14 protein-coding genes are annotated in these 18,898 nt (G+C 66.3%); 5 read left to right on the top strand and 9 right to left on the bottom strand.

The features are described 5' to 3' along the window. Window position 1: 1 nt before the first annotated feature. Window positions 2–826: an oxygenase MpaB family protein gene (locus ACWPWT_RS02720; protein WP_454278457.1), complete on the bottom strand. Its 825-nt coding sequence runs from the start codon at window positions 824–826 to the stop codon at window positions 2–4. Between the two features lie 164 nt (window positions 827–990). Then, complete coding sequence (gene dapF / locus ACWPWT_RS02715) at window positions 991–1,926, bottom strand: diaminopimelate epimerase (protein WP_454278456.1); 936 nt, start codon at window positions 1,924–1,926, stop codon at window positions 991–993. Window positions 1,927–2,032: 106 nt separating this feature from the next. On the opposite strand from dapF, the gene ACWPWT_RS02710 reads away from it, so the two are divergent. The 3 genes from ACWPWT_RS02710 to ACWPWT_RS02700 all read left to right on the top strand — a co-directional run bounded on the left by ACWPWT_RS02710 (window position 2,033) and on the right by ACWPWT_RS02700 (window position 4,155). Next, window positions 2,033–2,596 carry a helix-turn-helix domain-containing protein gene (locus tag ACWPWT_RS02710; protein WP_454278455.1) on the top strand — a complete coding sequence of 188 codons (564 nt, stop codon included), beginning with the start codon at window positions 2,033–2,035 and terminating at the stop codon, window positions 2,594–2,596. Next, window positions 2,593–3,387, top strand: a complete 795-nt coding sequence (locus ACWPWT_RS02705; RefSeq protein WP_454278454.1) for a glutaminyl-peptide cyclotransferase — start codon at window positions 2,593–2,595, stop codon at window positions 3,385–3,387. Before ACWPWT_RS02710 ends, ACWPWT_RS02705 begins: the two co-directional genes overlap by 4 nt. A gap of 276 nt (window positions 3,388–3,663) precedes the next feature. Next, window positions 3,664–4,155: an Rrf2 family transcriptional regulator gene (locus tag ACWPWT_RS02700; protein ID WP_454278453.1), complete on the top strand. Its 492-nt coding sequence runs from the start codon at window positions 3,664–3,666 to the stop codon at window positions 4,153–4,155. On the opposite strand, the gene ACWPWT_RS02695 is transcribed toward ACWPWT_RS02700, so the two are convergent. The 7 genes from ACWPWT_RS02695 to ACWPWT_RS02665 form a co-directional block, all read right to left on the bottom strand. Continuing rightward, window positions 4,093–5,304 (bottom strand): DUF1501 domain-containing protein, encoded by a 1,212-nt coding sequence (locus ACWPWT_RS02695; RefSeq protein ID WP_454278452.1) that lies wholly within the window; start codon window positions 5,302–5,304, stop codon window positions 4,093–4,095. The genes ACWPWT_RS02700 and ACWPWT_RS02695 overlap by 63 nt on opposite strands. Window positions 5,305–5,313: 9 nt before the next feature. Then, entirely contained in the window at window positions 5,314–6,834 is a 1,521-nt protein-coding gene (locus ACWPWT_RS02690; protein WP_454278451.1) for a DUF1800 domain-containing protein, read from the bottom strand. 157 nt (window positions 6,835–6,991) lie between these two features. Then, window positions 6,992–8,086, bottom strand: coding sequence for a phosphatidylinositol-specific phospholipase C1-like protein (locus ACWPWT_RS02685; RefSeq protein ID WP_454278450.1), 1,095 nt, complete (start codon window positions 8,084–8,086; stop codon window positions 6,992–6,994). Further along, entirely contained in the window at window positions 8,086–10,755 is a 2,670-nt protein-coding gene (locus tag ACWPWT_RS02680; RefSeq protein WP_454278449.1) for a TonB-dependent receptor, read from the bottom strand. Before ACWPWT_RS02680 ends, ACWPWT_RS02685 begins: the two co-directional genes overlap by 1 nt. Before the next feature lie 173 nt (window positions 10,756–10,928). Beyond that, the gene (locus ACWPWT_RS02675; protein ID WP_454278448.1) at window positions 10,929–11,690 is read right to left on the bottom strand and encodes a Crp/Fnr family transcriptional regulator; all 762 of its coding nucleotides are present in this window, start codon (window positions 11,688–11,690) and stop codon (window positions 10,929–10,931) included. Continuing rightward, window positions 11,687–12,031 carry a response regulator gene (locus ACWPWT_RS02670; RefSeq protein ID WP_454278447.1) on the bottom strand — a complete coding sequence of 115 codons (345 nt, stop codon included), beginning with the start codon at window positions 12,029–12,031 and terminating at the stop codon, window positions 11,687–11,689. Before ACWPWT_RS02670 ends, ACWPWT_RS02675 begins: the two co-directional genes overlap by 4 nt. A gap of 35 nt (window positions 12,032–12,066) precedes the next feature. Beyond that, window positions 12,067–13,692: a sensor histidine kinase gene (locus ACWPWT_RS02665; RefSeq protein ID WP_454278446.1), complete on the bottom strand. Its 1,626-nt coding sequence runs from the start codon at window positions 13,690–13,692 to the stop codon at window positions 12,067–12,069. Window positions 13,693–13,874: 182 nt separating this feature from the next. Here ACWPWT_RS02665 and ACWPWT_RS02660 point away from each other — a divergent pair, with 182 nt between their 5' ends. Together ACWPWT_RS02660 and ACWPWT_RS02655 are read left to right on the top strand one after the other, a co-directional pair. Then, the gene (locus ACWPWT_RS02660; RefSeq protein WP_454278445.1) at window positions 13,875–16,343 is read left to right on the top strand and encodes a DUF3772 domain-containing protein; all 2,469 of its coding nucleotides are present in this window, start codon (window positions 13,875–13,877) and stop codon (window positions 16,341–16,343) included. Between the two features lie 108 nt (window positions 16,344–16,451). Further along, complete coding sequence (locus ACWPWT_RS02655; protein ID WP_454278444.1) at window positions 16,452–18,872, top strand: TonB-dependent receptor; 2,421 nt, start codon at window positions 16,452–16,454, stop codon at window positions 18,870–18,872. The last annotated feature ends 26 nt before the right edge of the window (window positions 18,873–18,898 follow it).

Here is an 18,898-nt window from a genome sequence, read left to right as displayed (position 1 = left end):
CTCAACCGGCCAGAGCCCAGCGGATCGCTCCGCCCAGCCGCCTTGTCCCCGCACGAATGGCGGGACGGATCGCGGCGGGGCCGTCCAGCCCATGCAGCCGCGCCGCCCAGTCGGGCAGCAGGGCGATTCCCGCCTGGGTCAGCCAGGTCGCGACCGGGGCCAGCGCCGGACTGGGCGCGGGCTGGTTCAGCAATGTGCGCGCGACCAGCCGGGTGCGCGCATCGACGCGCAGTTCGGGACGGATCGAATCGAGGAAGCGCGCCAGTTGATGCCGGTCCTCGGGCACGTCACGCGCGCCCAGCCGATAGGCGATGGTCGCCATCTCGGCCAGATAGCGATCGGCCTGCGCGTCGGAGAAGTCGGAATCGCGATAGGCGCGGTGCGCGCGCAGAAAGGCATCGACCTCGGCGGCGTGGACGACGCTCAGCAGATGCGGGTCGTTGGCGGAATAGGGCGTGCCATCGGGCAGCGTGCCGCTGACCCGGTCATGGACCTGCCGGACCCGCGCGATCATCGCTTCCGCCGCCTCGGTCGAGCCATAGGTGGTCACCGAGATGAACCCCGCCGTGCGCCGAAGCCGCCCGGACATGTCGCGGCGGAAATTGGAATGGTCCCACACCCCCGCCAGCGCGGCGGGATGCAGCATCTGGACGAGCAGTGACGCAATCCCGCCCGCCATCATCGCGGTGAAGTCGCCATGCACCGCCCATGTCGCGGAACCCGGTCCGAACAATCCGTCATCGCCCGGCGGCCGCGTCAGGTCTAGCGAACGGGAACCGACCACGTCACGGATCTGGTCGGCGATCTGGCGGCGGACGGGAAGCATGACCGGTCAACGCTCCGCTCGGCCAATGCGTTGCGCGGGAAGCGGTCCAAGGGCACGCCCGTTAGGCTCGACCCAATGGGAAGGGCCCGCCCCCTGCCATGCAGGGCCATTCCTATGCCTCGACGCCGCTCGGTACGAACGGGCGCAAAGGCGGAGCGAACTTGTTATCCGCGCTTGGCGGCCTCCCATGCGGCGATCTCGTCGGGAAAATGCCGATCGACCACCAGATCGCTGGCGGTTTCCGTCGTCAGGTCGACCTCGACCGAGCCCGCCCATTCATAGGTCGCGTTGCCCGACAGCGTCACCATCCCGTCCGCCCCCGCAAAGGCGCGGACCAGGCCGCCGCGATTGAACACCACGGTCGGTACGTCCCAGCCGATCCGCCCGGTCAGGCAGGCCGCATAGGTGGAGGCCGCCATCGCGCTGCCGCAACTGTCGGTCAGGCCCACCCCGCGCTCGAAGGTGCGGACGAACAGCGCATCGCCGCGCACCTCAACGAAGGACACGTTGGCGCGGTTGGGCAGCCAGTCGGGGGCCGCCTCGCAGATCGTGCCCAGCCGGACCAGCGCCGCCTCGTCCACCGTCTCGACGAAATGGACGAGATGCGGGTTGGGCATGGTGACCGCGGTAAAGCGTCGCCCGGTATCCAGCATCGGCAGGACCGCATCGACCAGCCGCTCGGGCGCGCCATGGATCGGCCAGGCGGTGGTGGACAGGCCCGCCGGCCCCGCCGTTTCGCGAACGGTATAGACGCCGGGCGCGAGATCGGCGTCGTGCCGGGCATCGGCATAAGAGGTCTTGAGCTTGACGGTGGCCGCGTCGATCGCCAGCGCCTCGAACCCCGCCCGCGCGACGCAGCGGACGCCGTTGAGACAGGTTTCCGCCTCGCTGCCGTCGCTGTTGCGCATCACCATGCCGAACGCCGCGCCCTCGTCGCCCGGCACCAGCAGGAGGATGCCGTCGCCACCCACGGGCCCGGCCCGGTCGGCCAGCGCCCGCGCCACGCCCGCCCACTCCGTCTCGCTCAGGGACAGGTCGCGCGCGTCGATCATCGGGAAATCATTGCCCGATCCATGGCATTTGACGATCGCGAACCGCATGGCGATAACTCCGACAGCTAATAGGTCAGGCGCTTAGCCCAGCCGGACCGGCTTCGCCAGCCGGGCAGGACGGATGCGATCGCATGGATGGGAAGGGACAAGGGCGATGATCACCGCGATCCGCGAAGTGCGCCGCGCCAAGGGCATGACGCTGGACGATGTCGCGCGCGCCTGCTGCCCGCCCACCACGCCGCAGACGATCGGGCGGCTGGAGATGGGGACGCGCACCGTATCCCTGCCCTGGCTCAACCGGATCGCCGCCGCGCTGGGCTGTACGACCGCCGATCTGGTCACGCTGGCGGTGCGCGAGACCTTGCCGGTCGCCGCGCTGCTCGGCCCGCGTGGGGCGGTGGCGCCGCGCAGCGCGCGCGTGATCTCTCCGCCCTGTGCGACGCCGGGGATGATGGCGGTGACGGTCACGGGGGCGATCGGCGATTATCGGGCGGGCGATGAACTCTGGTGCGAGCCGCTGGGCCCGGATAGGTTCGCCGACGCCATGAATCGCGACATCCTCGTGCCCCGCCCCGCTGGTGGCTATGTCTTTGCCCGGTTATCCGCCGTGCTGACCGACGCGCTGCATCTGTTGCCGCTGGAGCCGGGGACGGCGGGGGTGACGGTGCCCGCGCCCGCCTGGATCGCGCGGGTCGCGCGACTGGTGCGCACGCTGTGATCCGGCTCGTCCTGCCGCTGATCCTGGTGCTGGCGCTGCCCGCCGCGGCGCAACTGGCTCCGGCCCCGGCTGCGGTCCCTGCCCCGCCGCCGGTCGAGAAGCCCGAGCTGGTCCATGCCTATCCGCACGACACCACCGCCTTTACCGAAGGGCTGCTGATCGCGGACGGCGCGATGTACGAGAGCACCGGGCGCGAGGGGCAGAGCATCATCCGCCAGGTCGACCTCGCAAGTGGCAAGACATTGCGCCAAGCGACCGTGCCCAACGGCCTGTTCGGCGAGGGGATCGTTGCCTGGGGCCCCGAATTGCGCAGCGTGACCTGGCATGGTGGGCGCGGCTTTCGCTGGAGCCGACCCGCGCTGAAGCGCACCGGCGAGTGGCGCTATGACGGTGAAGGCTGGGCGATGACCGATGACGGGCATCACATCATCCTGTCCGACGGCACGCCCCGGCTCCGCTTCCTCGACCCCGCGACGATGAAGGTCGCGCGGACGCTGGACGTGACGGTCAATGGCCGACCGCTCAAATATCTCAACGAACTGGAATATATCGACGGGCAAATCTGGGCCAATGTCTGGATGACGCCCTATATCGTGCGGATCGATCCGGCGACCGGCATGGTGGCGGGGGTGGTCGATCTGAGCGATCTGGTGAACCGGGTGGGTCTGAGCGATCGGGATTCGGTGCCCAACGGCATCGCCTATGACCGGGCAAAGCATCGCATCTTCGTGACGGGCAAGAACTGGCCCCAATTGTTCGAAATCCGCCTGCCCTCGACGAAACCGCACTGAGGTCTCGACGCGGTTGGCCTGGAACAGGCCGACCTTTCGGAGGCGGTTGCACGGCTCCCAAGGGGCCTGGGCCTATGCCACGGGCTTATTTCGTCGTCGGTGGGAAATTTACGGGATACGTTCCGATAATGGAACGTTGTCGAAATAAGATGTTGTGAAATAACATGGATTAGTAATTGCAAAGCCATCATGATCCATTCATGGGGGCCGTTGGGATTCACCGGGATCGCGTCCGTCGTGATCGGTTCGGGTCCGCGCAGCGAGGAGCGTAAATAGTTGCCGACCAGCACCCGTTTTGTCGTGTCGCTTCACATGCTGGCCCTGATGGCCGACCATGGCGACACGCCGCTGCGCTCCGAGGACATCGCGGTCAGCGTCAATTCCAATGCGGCGGTGGTCCGGGCGCTGCTGTTGCGACTGGCGGCGGCGGGGCTGACCCGGTCGCAGCTGGGCAATCGCGGCGGCGCGATGCTGGCGAAACCGTCGTCCGACATTCGGCTGCTGGAGGTGTATCAGGCGGTCGAGGATCGTAACTTCTTCGCCTTCCACCGCCAGCCGCCCGAAGGCGACGGGATGATCGACCGGCACATCACCTCCAGCCTGGAGACGATGCTGACCCCCGTGCGCGAGGCGCTGGAGGACAAGCTGGCCGGGCTGACGCTGGACGATGTATTGGACGACATCCGGACGCGCGCCGCGATGATGTCAGATCAGTCGCAGGTCGGTCGTCCGGCTGTTCGGGAACAGGGGCGCCAGGCGACCGGCTGACAGGCCGAACTGCCGCCCGACCAGCCCGCCGATCAGCGCGCGATAGTCGGTCAGCACGGGCAGATCGCGATCCTGGTTGAGCGTCGCGGCGGATAGGGCGACCTGTTCGCCCGCCATGCGTCCGCCCGAGACGCCGCCGCCCATCACCCAATAGATGCTGCCATGGCCATGGTCGGTGCCCCGGTCGCCATTCTCGCGAAAGGTGCGGCCGAACTCCGACACCACGACGACGGTGGTACTGCGCCAGGCCTCCGGCCCGATCGCTTGGGCGAAACCGGCCAGCCCGCGTCCCAGCTCCCCGATCCTGTCCGCCAGATAGCCGGTCGCGCCGCCCTGATTGACATGGGTGTCCCAGCCGCCGACATCGACAAAGGCCAGGTTGAACCGGTCGCGCATCAGCGTGCCGATCCGCTGCGCCGACAAGGCAAAGCCCTTGGCGGAGACCGCGCCCCGGCTGGCGGCCTTCATCTCCTGGTCCAAGGTCCTGTAGACCGTGTCGCGCACCGTGAAGCCTTCGCTGACCGACCGGGCGAGGTCGGGGTGGCCGGTATACATGCTCTGGATCAGCGAGGCCTGGCGCTGGTCGATGGGCTTGCCGACATTGGCGAGCGCGAGATTGGGGATGGGGTCCTCGCCCCCGCGAAAGCATAAGGGCAACTGGTCGGTAAAGGCGATCGGCCGCTCGCCCGCCCCCAATATGCCCGCCAGCCGCGCCATGAAGCCCGATCCGTAATCGCGATGCCCGCCGACCGGCTGGCCCAGCTCGATCGTGTCCTGCGTCTCGAAATGGCTGCGGCTCATATCGTCGGTCCCGGCAAAGGGGACAAAGGCGATCTGTCTGGCCTGCCAGAGCGGCAGGATCGAATCCTTCAGCGCCGGGTGCAGGCTCCAGTCGGCGTCGAGCGGAATGGGTGCATTGGGATCGGCCGGATTTGGTCGGGGCAGCGCGATGCTGGGGCGCGACTCGTGATAGAAGTCGCTGCCGCTCGGTACCACGATGTTCACCGCGTCATAGGCGCCGCGCAGGAAGACGACCAGCAAGCGGCTTCCCGCCTGCGGCGCGGCGAAGGCGCGGCCCGCCACGACCATGGGGGCCAGGGCGGCGGCCCCGCATAACAGGTCGCGGCGATGCAAATGGGGGATCGTCATGCCATCCTCCTATCGGTGCATGAATTCGGGCGAGGAGAAGTAAAGCGCGTTCCACTCGGCCGGGGAGCGGGCCTGGGCCAGTGCCTCCTGGGTCGGCTTGCCTAGCATGGCCATCCGCGCCGCGATGACGGGCGAGTCCTTTAGCACCGGTGGCGGCGAGGGCGGCGAGGGCGGCGGTGCCGTGCCGGGCGGCGTGTCGGGCGACTGGAACAGCCGCGCCGCACCGCCCCCGATCTGGCGCGCTATGTCGAAGCGCGTCGCCATCTGTCCGGGCCCCGACCATGCGGCGCTGGACAGGTCATAGCCATCGGGCGTCTCATGCTCGTACAGCCCTTCGCCCATCTGCCGGATCCAGTTGATGATCGGCCTGGTGTTCGTGATGTCCCGATCGCCATAGGCCAGCCGCACCGCCGACAGGCTATAGCCGACCGGCTCCTTGAAGCCGCTGCCCAGCGATGCCGAAAATTCGCGCGAGCGGATCATGGTCTTCATCACCTGAGCGATGTCGCCATGGCTCTGGCGGAAGGTCGCCGCCATCCGGTCGACCAGCGCGGCCGGTGGGGTGTCGCCCATGAAATAGGTCGCGATCCGAAGCGAGACATGATGCGCCGTCGCCGGGCTGTCGGCGATCAGGTCGAGCGCCTGTTCGACCTCGGCAAAGCCCGATCCCTGGATGGTGTGTCCCAGGAAATGCTTGGTGCCGAGATCATGGCGCGCGGGATTGAATTCGAACAGCCCGGCACGGACGTAAAGCGGCTGCAGCGCGGGTTTCAGCCTGGGGGCATCGGGTTTCTGGTCGACCCCGACACCGGTCAGGATGCGCGCCAGTTCCTGCACATCGGCCTGCGTATAGCCCGAGCCCACCCCCATGGAATGCAATTCCATGATCTCGCGCGCGTAATTCTCATTGATGCGCTTGGCGGCGTTCTGATCATTGTCGAGATAGCGGAGCATCGCCGGGTGGCGCAGTGTCGCCTCCAGCAGGTCCCGGAACCGCCCCAGCGCATGGGTGCGGATCGTCTCCTCATAATCGCCGACCATCGCGCGAATGTCGCGCTTGCTCGCCTGCACGTTGAAATGGTTGAACCAGAACCAGGTCATCCGTTCGCGCAACTGGTCGGGGGAATATAGCGCGCGCAGGATGAAGCGCTCCCGCGCCTCGTCCGCCAGATCGTTCATCGCTTGTTGATAGGCCTGGCGGGCGAGCTTCTTTCGCTCGGGGTCGGCGATCGCCTTGAAATCGCGCTGCATCGCATCGGTCTCGACGACCAGAGCGGCGACCGGCTCGCGGGTGATGCGCATCGCGTCGATCCGGGCCTGGACCATGGGGGGCAGGGGGTCTGGCCGATCGTCCAGCTGATGCCGCAGCCACGCATCGCTACCGGGGGCGGGGCCGCTCGACGGCGCGGCAGAAGGCCCCCAGCCGAGCCGATCCGCCCAGGCGGCGTCACGCGCGGGATCGGCGGCATGAACCGGCATCGCCGTCAGCAGCGCTGGAGCCACGATCGTCCAGGAAGCGATCCGCGCCATAGCTCGCCCTCCGTTCCCGCCGGCCGCCAACGGATCGGGCGCAGGCTTCGTCGGAGATTATAGTGCCGCCCGGCGGCTGAACCCCGCCTTGCCCGGACATGAAAAGCGCGTCAGTGGCCCTCCACCTTTTCCTCCCCTGGAAGGGGGAGGAATGGTTTTACTTGGGCAGCTTGCAGCCCGTCGGCTGCGTCACCGGGTTGCAGCGTTCCATCGCTCCGCCGGGAAGGGTCACGGTAAAGCCCTTGTTCCACCCTCGCATCGGCGCGCCGGGATAATAATCGGTCGATACCGCCTGTGCCCCGCTGTCGATCGCCGCCTGCTGGCGGCCATGGTCGTTCGTACGCGCTTCGACCGTGTCGGCATCGCTGCGGGTGCGGACGATGAAGCCCTGCTTCACCCATTCCCTGATTTTCGCGCCATCGGTGCGCGGATCGCCGACGATCTCGACCGAAGCCTCGGGCTGGTCGGTGCCATACCAGCCGAAAATGGCCCGCCCCTTCAGCGAGGGGTGCCCCGTGCGGTAAAGATCGGACACATCCGCGGGCGTATCGAGCACGAAATATATCTTGCCCCGCGCGCGCGCCAGCATTGGCCAGCCCTTGGTGGTCACCGCCTCGCGCAGGGTCGCCGCATTCCCGCGTACGTCGTCGGGCGTGATGATCCGGCCGGGTTTCAGCACGTCGCGGATTTCCGCATCCAGCGCGTCGAGCAGCGGCGCGGTCAGGGGAAGGGGATCGGTCACGCCGGGCTTGTCGATCGGCCGGTCGGCGGCATTGATCGTCACCATGATCGGCAGGTGACGCGGATGCGCCCGCGACCAGGCGTCGATCTGGCCGATGCACTGTTTGAAGGTGCCGCAGGACCGGTAGTCGACTTCCGGAATGTGGAAGACCTTGAAGCCGGGCTTCATCATCGCGGCGCGGTCGAAGCCGGTCCGCTCGCCTGCCGCGCGGGCCATTGCTTCGCCCTTGGGATCGGCGAAGCGGCCGCCTTGCGGATCGGCGAAGATGTCGATCTCCAACTGCCGCACGCCCCGGTCGAGCTGCTCCGCCAGCGTCAGATGATCGTAATCCAGCGCGGCGGCCAGTCGGGGATCACGCCGCTCCAACTCCGCGAATATGGCAGGCGCTATCCGCTTCTTATAGCTGTTGTGCGAGCCGACGACCTGAATGTCGTTCATCCGAAGCGGCGCGCGGGGCTCCGGAGCGGCGGCGGTCGCGAGGACCGCCGCCAGGGTGAGGATGACTTTCATCAGAACTCCGCCCGCACGCCGAACAGGATCGTCCGGCCATAATAGTTGATCTCGCCGAAGCGCAGGTCGTTGTCGTTATACGTATCCTGATGCGCGCCCGCGATGTTGATCGCCTCCAGGCTGAGCGTCAGATTGTCGGTGGTGCGCACGGAAAGCTGGCCGTCGAGCGAACCGAAGGCCGCGACATAGGTCGGCGCCTGCACCGTGCTGCCCGTGCTCGACAGGTACTTGTCGCGCCAGACATAGGAGAGTCGCGCCGACAGCGGCCCCTTGTCGTAGAAGCCGACCAGGTTGAAGCTGTTCTTCGACAGGCCGATCAGCTGATCCTTGATGGAGCGCGAACCCGCCATATAGTCGGCCTGTACCTCGGTATGGGTGTAGGACCCTTGCACGCCGAAGCCGTCGAACGGTTCGGGCAGGAAGGTGAAGACCTGGCTGTACGCCGCCTCCGCGCCATACACCTTGGCATCGCCGCCGTTCACCGAGCTGGAGAGGCGGACGATGCCGCGGCCCGGGATGTTGATCTCGGTATTCGACTGGGTGATGTAATCGTCCATCGCCTTGTAGAAGACCGCGCCCGACAGCATGCCCGAGGGGGCGAAATACCATTCCAGCGAACCGTCGAACTGGGTGGCGAGGAAGGGGACGAGCTGCGGATTGCCGCCGCTGGCGGTCGGCGCATCGGTCGACACGGTGATGCGCGGGGCGGTGTCGGTGACGTTGGGACGCGTCAGCACCCGGCTGGCGGCCAGGCGACCGACCAGCTTGGGCGTCAGCTCGGCGCGCAGGTTGAAGCTGGGCAGGACGTTGTTGAACGTCTTGGGATAGCTGACCGGGGTGGCGACGCTGCCGCTGGTCAGCGTGCCGCTCGCCACCTGGTCGGTGTGGACGTAGCGGACGCCGACATTGCCGCTGACCGGCACCTGACCGGCGTCGAATTGATAATCGGCGCGGACATAGGCGGCGGCGATCTTCTCCGACACCACGAAGGACGAGCGCAGGTCGCTGTTGGTCAGCGGCTGGGCCTGGATCGCGGGGGTGAAGAAGTTGCCGACATAGGCCGCCGTCACCGGCACCAGCCAGTTGCGGAAGGCATTGCCGCCGACGCCCGACAGGAAATCGTCATAGGGCAGCTGCTGATAGGCGCCCGCCCCCAGATTGGTCAGCGGCTGGTTGGTCGCGGTGTCGATCAGGTAATCGCGACGGAAATAGTCGCGCTTGCGCCAGTGATATTCGCCGCCCGCCGCCAGCTTCGACAGGAATCCGTCAAAGTCATGTGCGATGTCGAGGCGCGAATAGAAATCCCAGTCCTTGCTGTTCTTGGGTGCGATGTTGAACTGGAACAGCTTGTAATTGGCCGGGTTGGTCACGTCGACCGGCGTGGTGAAGGTCGGCATCGTCTGATAGCCCGCCGACGCGTCATAGGTCAGCGGCGCGACGAAATAGGCGCGGCTGCGTACCGTGCCGGTGCGGTAATCGGGGTGATAGCTGTGCGCCGCGGACCAGTTGACATTGGCGGTGACGTGCCAGCGGTCCGGATTCCACGCCTGCTTCAACCCGATGGTGATCAGGTCGTGGCGGTTGAGGCTGTATTCGCGCGTGCCCATGAAGCGGACATTGTTGATCGTCGCCTTGGTGATCGTGTCGCCGACGACGGTATAGCCGGGCTGGATCTGCGCGGGCGGCCCGCCATTGGTGCCGCCGTCATCGGGATAGATGTCCAGGCCGAACTCGTCATAGGCGACGTCCAGCCGGGTCGCGATCACGTCCAGCGTGGTTTCCAGCTCGGCGCTGGGCTGCCACTGGGCCGAGACGATGCCCGAAATGCGCTTGCGGTCCTCGGTCTCGACGGTCGGGCGGGTGCGGGTGGGCGAATAGAGGCCGGCGGGAAGGCCGCCCTTGTGCGCGGCGGTAGAGCGGTTGGTCAGCCAGCCGAAATTCATGAAGCGGTCGTTGCGGACCGCCTTGCCCCAATATTGCGCGCCCGCCAGGATGCCGAAGGTGCCGCTGTCGTTCTTCGCGCTGGTCAGCACGGTGACGTTGGGACGCACATCTTTGGTCTGGGTCGTATAGGTGCCGCGGATGTTGACGGTCGTCTTGTTGCCGACCTCCAGCGGGCGGAAGGTCTTGACGTCGATATTGCCGCCCAGCGCGCCCTCGCTCATGTCGGCGGTCGGGGTCTTCACCACGTCGATGCTGGAGGTGAATTCGGCGGGCAGCATCTCGAAGCGGAACTGGCGCCCGGCCGCGCCGCCATTCTCGATCAGGTCATTGAGCGCGATGGTGCGGCCGTTCATCAGCGTGTTCTGGAACTGCGGACCCAGGCCACGGACGCTGACATACAGGCCTTCGCCGCGCGGGCGGGTGATCGCGACGCCGGGGACGAGCTGAAGCGCTTCGGCGACATTCTGAGTCGGGAATTTGCCGATGTCGGTCGAGCTGATCGAATCGACACCATAGGCCGCGCGGCGCTTGGTCTCGATCCCGGCGGCCAGGCTGCGGGCATAGGTGCCGTTGACGATGATCTCGTCGCTCTGACCCTCGGTGCCTTCGGCGGCCTGCGGAGCGGCCGCGGCGATGGCGGCGCTCTCCTGCGCATGAGCGACCATCGGGCCGGTGGCCAGGATGAGCGAAGCCGATGCCTTCAACAGGCTGCGGAACGTGAGCATGTGATAAATCCCCCATTGGCTGTCTTGCCAATTCGGCGGGGGCGTTAGGGGGCGTGGGTGTCAGCTTGGCGAAAATTTGATGACATTACGGTGAAACGGGCCGATGCTAACGGAAAGCGGTCAAAATTCGGGGCAGATTGTGAAAGGGGGCCGTTGATGCCCCCATTGGGGTGCTATTGCCCCGAACCGGCATCTGGCTCGGTTTGCGCGCCGGAGACCTGCGGGCTGGACCGTCCGATCGTCCGTGCCAGGCGCTCGGGATCGCGCAGCAGGACGCGGCCCGATTTCCACATCAGATCGCCGTCGCGCCGCGCCTGCTGGATCATCCGGTTGACGTGCACCGGGGTCAGCCCCAGCGCATCGGCCAGCATTTCCTGGGTGAGCGGCATTTCGAAACTGCCGCTGACGGTCAGCCCGGCGAGCGACAGCCGCTCATGGATTTCGAGCAGGAAATCGCCGATCCGCTCCTGCGCGTTCAGCCGCCCGAGCTGGACGACATGGCCGAGCAGATAGGCCTCGTCGAGTGCCTCGCCGATCGCATAGGCCTGTGCCAGCGACGATCCCGGCGTGGCGGTCGGGGCGGCGCAAACCATGCATTCGGTCAGCGCGACCACCGTCGCGGAGGCGATCGGCATGGCGTGATGCGATGAGCCGATCACGTCGCCGGGCAGATAGAAGCTCATGAACTGGCGACGCCCATCGGGCAGGACGCGAACCCGTGCCGCCCAGCCGTTCAGGACCAGCAATGGTTCGGTGACGGGGCGACCGATCGTGAGGAAGCTGTGACGCACGGCATAAGACCGCGCCTGTTCGGCGGCCCGGTGCAACATCGTCTGGTCATTCGCATCCAGCGGGGTCAGCGCGGACAGCCGGCGGATCGCGGCGGCGGCAACACTCTCTCGCGAGACGGCCGATTTGGCGGAAGCAAGGGTCATGCGCATCCTTTGTCGGGCATCAGCGCGCCGATCGCGCGGATGATGCGGTCGGCCTGAAACGGCTTGGCGACGATCGAGGCGGAGCGATAGGGCGCCGGCAATGCCCATTGGTCATAGCCGGTCAGGAAGGTCCAGGGCACATCCCGTGCGGACAGGCGGTCAGCGATCTCGAAGGCACGCTCGCCCGCCAGATTGACGTCGAGCACGGCGGCGTCGAGCGGCTGGCTTTCCGCCAGGTCCAACCCCTGTTCCAGCGTCGCGACGGGGCCGATCACGATCGCATCGGCCGCGCGCAGGGCCCGTTCCAGATCACGGGCGATGAAATACTCATCTTCGACCACAAGAATCCGCTTGTCGGCGAGTGGCGATTGGTGGTTCATCCCTCGGCGCTCCGGTTCACAGGGTCGGCGTTGTCCACATGCCATGGTAACGATACCACGCACAAGACGCCGCCACCGCGAAAGTCCAATCTGGTCCGCGCGCCCAACCCATAGGGCAAAGCCTCGCGGATGAGTTCGGTTCCGAATCCCTGACGTACAGGCGGAACCGGCATTGCTGGTACACCTGTTTCGTCCCATTTTACAATCAGTTCACATTTATTATTTGATTTATGTTCGATTCCCCATGTGATCGACAGCCGTCCAGTGGGGTGGCGCAGTGCGCCATATTTGAGCGCATTGGTGGTCAGTTCGTGGATCGCCAGCCCGATCGACTCGGCGGTATCGGCGGGCAGCGCGACGTCGGGCCCCTCGATCGACAACCGGTCATCCTCGATCGCACCGACGCCCAGCAATTCGTCGCGGATCAGGTTTTCCAGGTCCACCTTGCCCGACCGCGTCTGGGTCGCGACCACCTGGGTCCGTGCCAGCGAATCGAGCCGCCCGCGGAAATGGTCCGAAATTTCATCGATCGGCCCGCCGCTTTCCACCGTCCGGGTGAAGATCGAGCGGACGATGGTCAGGATGTTGCGCACCCGGTGCTGCAACTCGGCGACCAAGGTCTCCTGCCGCTCGCGCAGGCGGCGCAGCGTGTCGATGTCGGTCGATGTCCCGAACCATTCGACGATCCGACCATGATCGTCATGGACCGGCGTCGCCCGCGTCTTGAACCATCGGTAGCGGCCGGTCTGGGCATGACGCAGCCGTCCTTCCATCCCCAGATTGCCATTCTCGCTCGCGCTTTCCCAGAAACGGCGGGCGGCCTCGCGGTCCTCGGGATGGACGGCGGCCAGCCAGCCATCGCACAGGCTTTCCTCAACCGACAGGCCGGTCATCGCCACCCATTGTGCGCTGGCCCAGGTCCATTGGCCCTCGCGCGTCGCGGTCCAGACCAGTTGCGGTATCCCCTCTATCAGCGACCGCAGACGGCGCTCGCTGGCGCGGGAGGCCATCTCGGCGCGTTTGCGCAGCAGCGCCTGGACGATGGCAGGGGCCAGTTCCTCCGCGATGGCCCGCTCGCGCTCGGTAAATCCGGTCGGGTGATTGCCCAGCGCGAACATCGCAAAGGTCTCGCCGTCACGCCGCAGGGGCACGCCCAGGAAGTTGCGCAGGCCCGGATGCCCATCCGGCGTGCCCACCCGGTCCGGATGGCTCGCGGGATCGTTCACGATCAGGCTGCGATCCTGAAGGATGACCTGCCCGAAAATACCGTGGATCTTCATCCCGTTGGGAAGCTGGCGCTGCTTGAAGTCGGGATCGTCGCCGCCATAGGCGGCCCAGCCGCGCTCGCTGATGGCAATATGGTCCAGCCGATCGTGCGACTCGCGGCGTTCGCCGAAGAAGCTGAACTCCGCCCCGGTGAGGTCCTCGGCCACCTCCAAGCAGAGCTGGCCAAGCTCCTCCTCGGTCGAGGCGCGCAATGCCTCCTGAAGGATGCGGTTGATCCCCGCCAGCACATGCGCGTCGCGGTGCACCGGGCCAGATGGCGTCGGCGCGGGCGTCGGCTCAGGCGTCGGCGGAGCCGATGAGGGAAATTGCCCGTTCATGGAGGCCAAATCAGTCATGCGCAAAAAATCCCGAGCGCCTTCAACGATCCCCGTCGATACGGGCTCCCCGATACACAGGATTTCGGATCGACTGGCAAACCGATCGGACAGATAGCGGCAAATTCCTTGCGCCCTGTCCCCCCTCGTCGGACGCGCGATCGGCAGCTATGAGCCGGGGTTCAGCAATTATGGCCCGGTTCATGCCCCGATCCTTCGCATCGTCCTCCACCGCCCTGCGAACCGCCATTCGCAGCTGGGGCGTCCTGATCGCGGCGGCATTGATCGGGTGGGTCATCATGGTGATGCCCGCAGCGGCGCAGGGCAATCCGGCGGCGGAATCGGCCACCCGCATCGCCCAGGCCGAGGTCGATGTGCGCGGGGTAGACCGTGCACTGGACGCCCAGGTCGATGACGCGGACCGCGACGCTCTGCGCAAACGGGCGCAAGCCGCGCAGGACGCCACGACCCAGGCGGTCGCCGACCTGACCGAGCAACTGGCACTGGTCAATGCGCGGATCACGGGTCTGGGCACCGTTACGCCGGGTGAGGTGGAGGCCCCCGAATTGCGGGCCCAGCGCAAGACCCTGACCGCGCTTCGCTCCTCCATCGATGCCGCGATCAAGCGCGGTCGGCTCGCCGGGGTCGAGGCGGGGCAGCTTGTCGATGAAATCGACCAGGGCCAGGCCGAACAGTTCAGCCAGAAACTTTCGTCGAAAGTGCCGTCGCCGCTCAGCCCGGCCTTCTGGATCCTGGTGCTCGACCAGGCACCGCGCGACCTGCGCCGCATCGGCCTGTTCCTGCAACAGGGCGGCGAGCAGGTGGCGCAGCAGTGGCGCGGCGGGGTGCCGTGGCACGCGATGCTGGGCTTTGCGCTGGCGATCATCCTGCTCGGCCCGGTGCGGCTAGGCGCGCATCGGCTGGCCCAGCGCCGCCTGATCGCCGAAGCCCCGCCCAGCCGGGTGCGCCGGTCGGCCAATACCTTCTGGCGGGTCGCGGTGGGGACATTGTGCCCGCTGGCGGCGGCCTTCATCTTCGTCCAGGGGCTGCGCTGGTCGGGACTGTTGCCGCAACGCTGGACCGGTTTCCTCGACGGTTTCGTCTTCGCCTCGGGCGTGGCGGGGTTCACGGCGGCGGTGACCGGCGCGGTCCTGATGCGTAGCCAGCCGAGCTGGCGGATCGCGCCGATCGACGACGAGACGGCCAGCCGTCTGCGGCCCCTGTCCTGGGGGCTGACCATCCTGACCTTCGCCACCGCGATGATCGCCTCGTTCGAAGGCGCGATCGGCAGCAGCCGCAGCGCGGTGATCGCCACCCAGGCGACCGAGGCGCTGCTCCACCTGTTGCTGATCGTCGCGACGCTGGTGGTGTTGGGCCAGATTCGCGCGCGTCGCGCCGCCACGCAGGAGATGACGAACGCCGGGGTCAGCGCGGGGTTGAGCATCGTGACGCTGCTCGCCTGGATCGCGGTCGGGGTCGCCGGACTGGCCCTGATCATCGGTTATATCTGGTTCAGCTGGTTCGTCGCCCTCATGATCGGCTGGACCGTGCTGCTCGGTTCGGCCCTGTATCTGATGCTGGTCGCCGCCGACGATATCGCCACGACCATCTTCGTGCGCGACAGCAAGGTCGGCATGACCCTGACCCGCGCGCTGGGTATTCGCGGGTCGATGGTCGACCAGTTCGGGCTGGTCCTGTCGGGTGTGGTGCGGCTGGCGCTGATCCTGATCGCGCTGGGCATGTTCCTGCGTCCGTTCGGGGCGAGCGGCAGTCCCGGGGCGATCTTCGACCAGCTGGCCAATGTCGCCGACGGGATCAAGGTCGGCAATGTCTGGATCTCGCCGGGGACGATCCTTCAGGGGCTGGTCGTGCTGTTCGTCGGCCTGGGGCTGGTGCGCCTGTTCATGCGCTGGCTCGAGCAGCGTTATCTGCCCGCGACCGATCTGGATGGATCGGGCCGCAACTCGATCAGCCTGGTCGCACGCTATATCGGCATCGCGCTGGCGGTCATCTGGGCGCTCGCCTCGCTGGGGATCGGGGTGGAGCGGATCGCGCTGCTGCTCTCCGCCCTGTCGGTCGGTATCGGTTTCGGTCTTCAGGCGATCACGCAGAATTTCGTGTCCGGCCTGATCCTGCTGGCCGAGCGGCCGATCAAGATCGGCGACCTGATCCGCGTCGGCACCGATGAGGGCGATGTGAAGCGGATCAGTGTGCGTTCGACCGAGATCGAACTGGCGGACCACTCGACGCTGATCGTCCCCAATTCCGAACTCATCACCAAATCGGTGCTCAACAAGACTCTGTCGGGCCCGCTGGGGCGGGTGCAGATTCAATTCTCCGTGCCGATCGAGGAAGACGCGGACGTGGTGCGCAAGGCGGTGCTGGATTGCTTCGCGGCGGAGTCGGCGGTGCTGGACGACCCGGCGCCCAAGGCCTTTATCGACTCGATCGTCGACGGCCGAATCCATTTCAACTGCTTCGCCCATGTGGAAAGCCCGCGCGCCGCCTATGGCACACGCAGCGCCGTGTTGTTCGCGCTGCTCTCGACGCTCAGGGACAAGGGGATTGAGATCGGCACCGTGCCCCAGAAGATGGAACTGGTGCGCCAGTCCGGGACATCCGCGGCACCGACTCCCCCGTCGCCAGCCGAAGATGAAACGAAAATGAAATGAACAAGTCCGGGCTGGTCATGGAAAGGTAACACCAGCTTCTTCGATGGCCCCTATCCGCGCGGCCAGCGACGACCTGACGGGTCGATCGGGGGATAGGACCATAATATCATGACCACCAATTTCATTCGCGCGACGCTGCTGGGCGGCACCGCGCTTCTCGTTCTGGCGGGGGCCCCGGCCTTTGCCGCGGACACCAAGCCGGCCGATCCGGTTCCCGCGACGGCCACGGCCGCGGAACCGACGGCGGAGCCGACCGCCGACAGCGGCGAACTGAAGGAAATCGTGGTCACCGCCACCAAGCGCGAGACCAGCCTTCAGAAGACGCCGATCGCGATCTCGGTCATCGACCCCGCGATGATCAAGGACCGCCACGTCCAGAGCCTGCTCGACCTGGCCGACGGCACGGTGCCGTCGCTCCGCGTCGCCACCTTCGAGGCGCGCCAGTCGGCACTGACCGTCGGCATCCGTGGCATCGTTCCCTTCGACCAGAACCAGACCGCGCGCGACACCGGCGTCGGCGTCTATTTCGACGGCGTCTATATCGGCCGCTCGCAGGGCCTGAACGCGGCACTGTTCGACATCGAGCGCGTCGAAGTGCTGCGCGGACCGCAGGGCACGCTGTTCGGCCGTAACACCGAAGGCGGCGCGCTGTCGATCGTCACCGCCAAGCCGACCGGCAAGTTCGGTGGCTCGCTGACCGCCGGCTTCGGCAATTATGGCGCGTACAACACCGCCGCGCATATCAACCTGCCCGAATTCAACAACATCGCTATCAAGCTGGACGGCGTGATCCAGCACCAGAACCCGTTCGTGAAGAACCCGCTGCCCGGCAGCGTGGGCTGGGGCGCGTTCAACCGCGTCGGCGGCCATGTCGCCGCCGTGTGGAAGCCGGTCGACGGCTTCTCGGCCGAGTTGTCCTATGACCAGGCGAAGGACGAAAATACCCCCTTCTACAGCCAGCTCGTCAACTACAACCCGCGTGGCCTGCCCGTCGCGACGCTGGCGCAGATCAATGCCAATGGCGGCAAGCTGCCCTCGGGCACCATCGCGCCGCTGTCGCCGCTGGTCGTCGTGTCGGGCGACAACCGCATGAAGACCGCCGATATCGGCGTGCCGCAGCAATACAGCCTGGACCGCTCGCACGGCTTCTCGGCCAAGCTGAGCTATGACGTCGCGCCGGGCCTGGAACTGCGTTCGATCACCGCTTGGCGCGGCGTTTCGACCGACCAGTGGGACAATTCGGGTGGCGCGCACCGCACCGTCTTCCTGCCGAACGGCAAGTTCAGCCGCTACAGCCTGTCCTTCATGCAGCAGCACCAGTTCAGCCAGGAATTCCAGGCGGTGGGCAGCCTGCCGCAGCTCGATTACGTGGCGGGCCTCTATTACTTCACCGAGAATGCCCGCGAAACGGCGGCGACCCCGTCGACCAACCAGTGGAATGCGGACGGCACCGGCTACACCATCCTGTCGCAGACCGCGCTGGGCACCATCTCCTCGGGCAATCAGGGCTGGGCGCCGGGTTCGTTCCTGTATCAGCGCGGCAGCTTCGCCCGTGCGTACAGCTATGCCGCCTTCGCACAGGCAACCTATACCCCGGCGGGCTTCGATGCCTTCCACCTGACGCTGGGCGGTCGCTACACCCACGACAAGCGCAACGGCACGCTGTATCTGGTGCAGGGCAAGTCGACCAACTTCCCCTTCACTTTCGACAACAACCGGTTCGATCCGATGGTGACGGCGGCGTTCGACGCAACCAACGCGATCCATCTCTATGCCAAATACTCGACCGGCTACCGCGCGGGCGGTGCCAATGACCGGTCGCAGACCTTCGCGGCTTTCGGCCCCGAAGCGGTCAAGTCCTATGAGATCGGGTCGAAGATGGACCTGTTCGATCGCCGCGTTCGCCTGAACCTGGCGGGCTACATCATGGACCGCACCGGCACCCAGATCGACTTCGACAATGTCGACACCAATCCGTCGAGCCCGACCTACAATCTGCATACCGAGGAAACCCGCAACGCGCCGGGCAAGTCCAAGATTCGCGGGATCGAGGCCGACATCACGACCAACCCGGTCGATGGCATGACGGTCGGCGCGTCCTATGCCTATACCTACACCAACGTCCCGGCGACGCCGAACCCGTTCCTGAACAACGCGCTGACCCAGGTCTTCGTGGTGTTCACCCCGCGCAACGCCGCATCGGCCTATGTCGATTACGAAGTGCCGCTGGCAGGTTCGGAGGCCAAGGTTCGCTTCCATCTGGACGGGAATTATGCCGATCCGGTCTACAGCTTCCAGAACGAGACGACCCGCACGGACAAGAGCTTCGTGATGAATGGTCGCATCGCACTGGCCGACCTGCCGCTGACTGCGAACGGCACCAAGATGACCGTGTCGCTGTGGAGCCGCAACCTGCTCAACAACACCTATATCTATCGCCGCTCGGCTGCCAACGCCGCGACGCTGGGCGACTATGCGAACTTCAACCCGCCCCGAACCATCGGTCTGGAAGGGACGGTTCGCTTCTAATCCCTATCGAATACCCGAACTTAAGG

The organism is Sphingomonas sp. Marseille-Q8236, from assembly GCF_965112005.1.
The sequence above is the reverse complement of the archived record's forward strand: the minus strand, read 5'-3'. Positions and strand labels throughout refer to the sequence as shown.

What these genes read in the sequence shown, in the direction of transcription:
- ACWPWT_RS02720 (WP_454278457.1), bottom strand. Translation starts at nt 826, where the DNA reads ATGCTTCCCGTCCGCCGCCAGATCGCCGACCAGATCCGTGACGTGGTC.
- dapF (WP_454278456.1), bottom strand. Translation starts at nt 1,926, where the DNA reads ATGCGGTTCGCGATCGTCAAATGCCATGGATCGGGCAATGATTTCCCG.
- ACWPWT_RS02710 (WP_454278455.1), top strand. Translation starts at nt 2,033, where the DNA reads ATGATCACCGCGATCCGCGAAGTGCGCCGCGCCAAGGGCATGACGCTG.
- ACWPWT_RS02695 (WP_454278452.1), bottom strand. Translation starts at nt 5,304, where the DNA reads ATGACGATCCCCCATTTGCATCGCCGCGACCTGTTATGCGGGGCCGCC.
- ACWPWT_RS02690 (WP_454278451.1), bottom strand. Translation starts at nt 6,834, where the DNA reads ATGGCGCGGATCGCTTCCTGGACGATCGTGGCTCCAGCGCTGCTGACG.
- ACWPWT_RS02685 (WP_454278450.1), bottom strand. Translation starts at nt 8,086, where the DNA reads ATGAAAGTCATCCTCACCCTGGCGGCGGTCCTCGCGACCGCCGCCGCT.
- ACWPWT_RS02680 (WP_454278449.1), bottom strand. Translation starts at nt 10,755, where the DNA reads ATGCTCACGTTCCGCAGCCTGTTGAAGGCATCGGCTTCGCTCATCCTG.
- ACWPWT_RS02675 (WP_454278448.1), bottom strand. Translation starts at nt 11,690, where the DNA reads ATGACCCTTGCTTCCGCCAAATCGGCCGTCTCGCGAGAGAGTGTTGCC.
- ACWPWT_RS02665 (WP_454278446.1), bottom strand. Translation starts at nt 13,692, where the DNA reads ATGACTGATTTGGCCTCCATGAACGGGCAATTTCCCTCATCGGCTCCG.
- ACWPWT_RS02660 (WP_454278445.1), top strand. Translation starts at nt 13,875, where the DNA reads ATGCCCCGATCCTTCGCATCGTCCTCCACCGCCCTGCGAACCGCCATT.
- ACWPWT_RS02655 (WP_454278444.1), top strand. Translation starts at nt 16,452, where the DNA reads ATGACCACCAATTTCATTCGCGCGACGCTGCTGGGCGGCACCGCGCTT.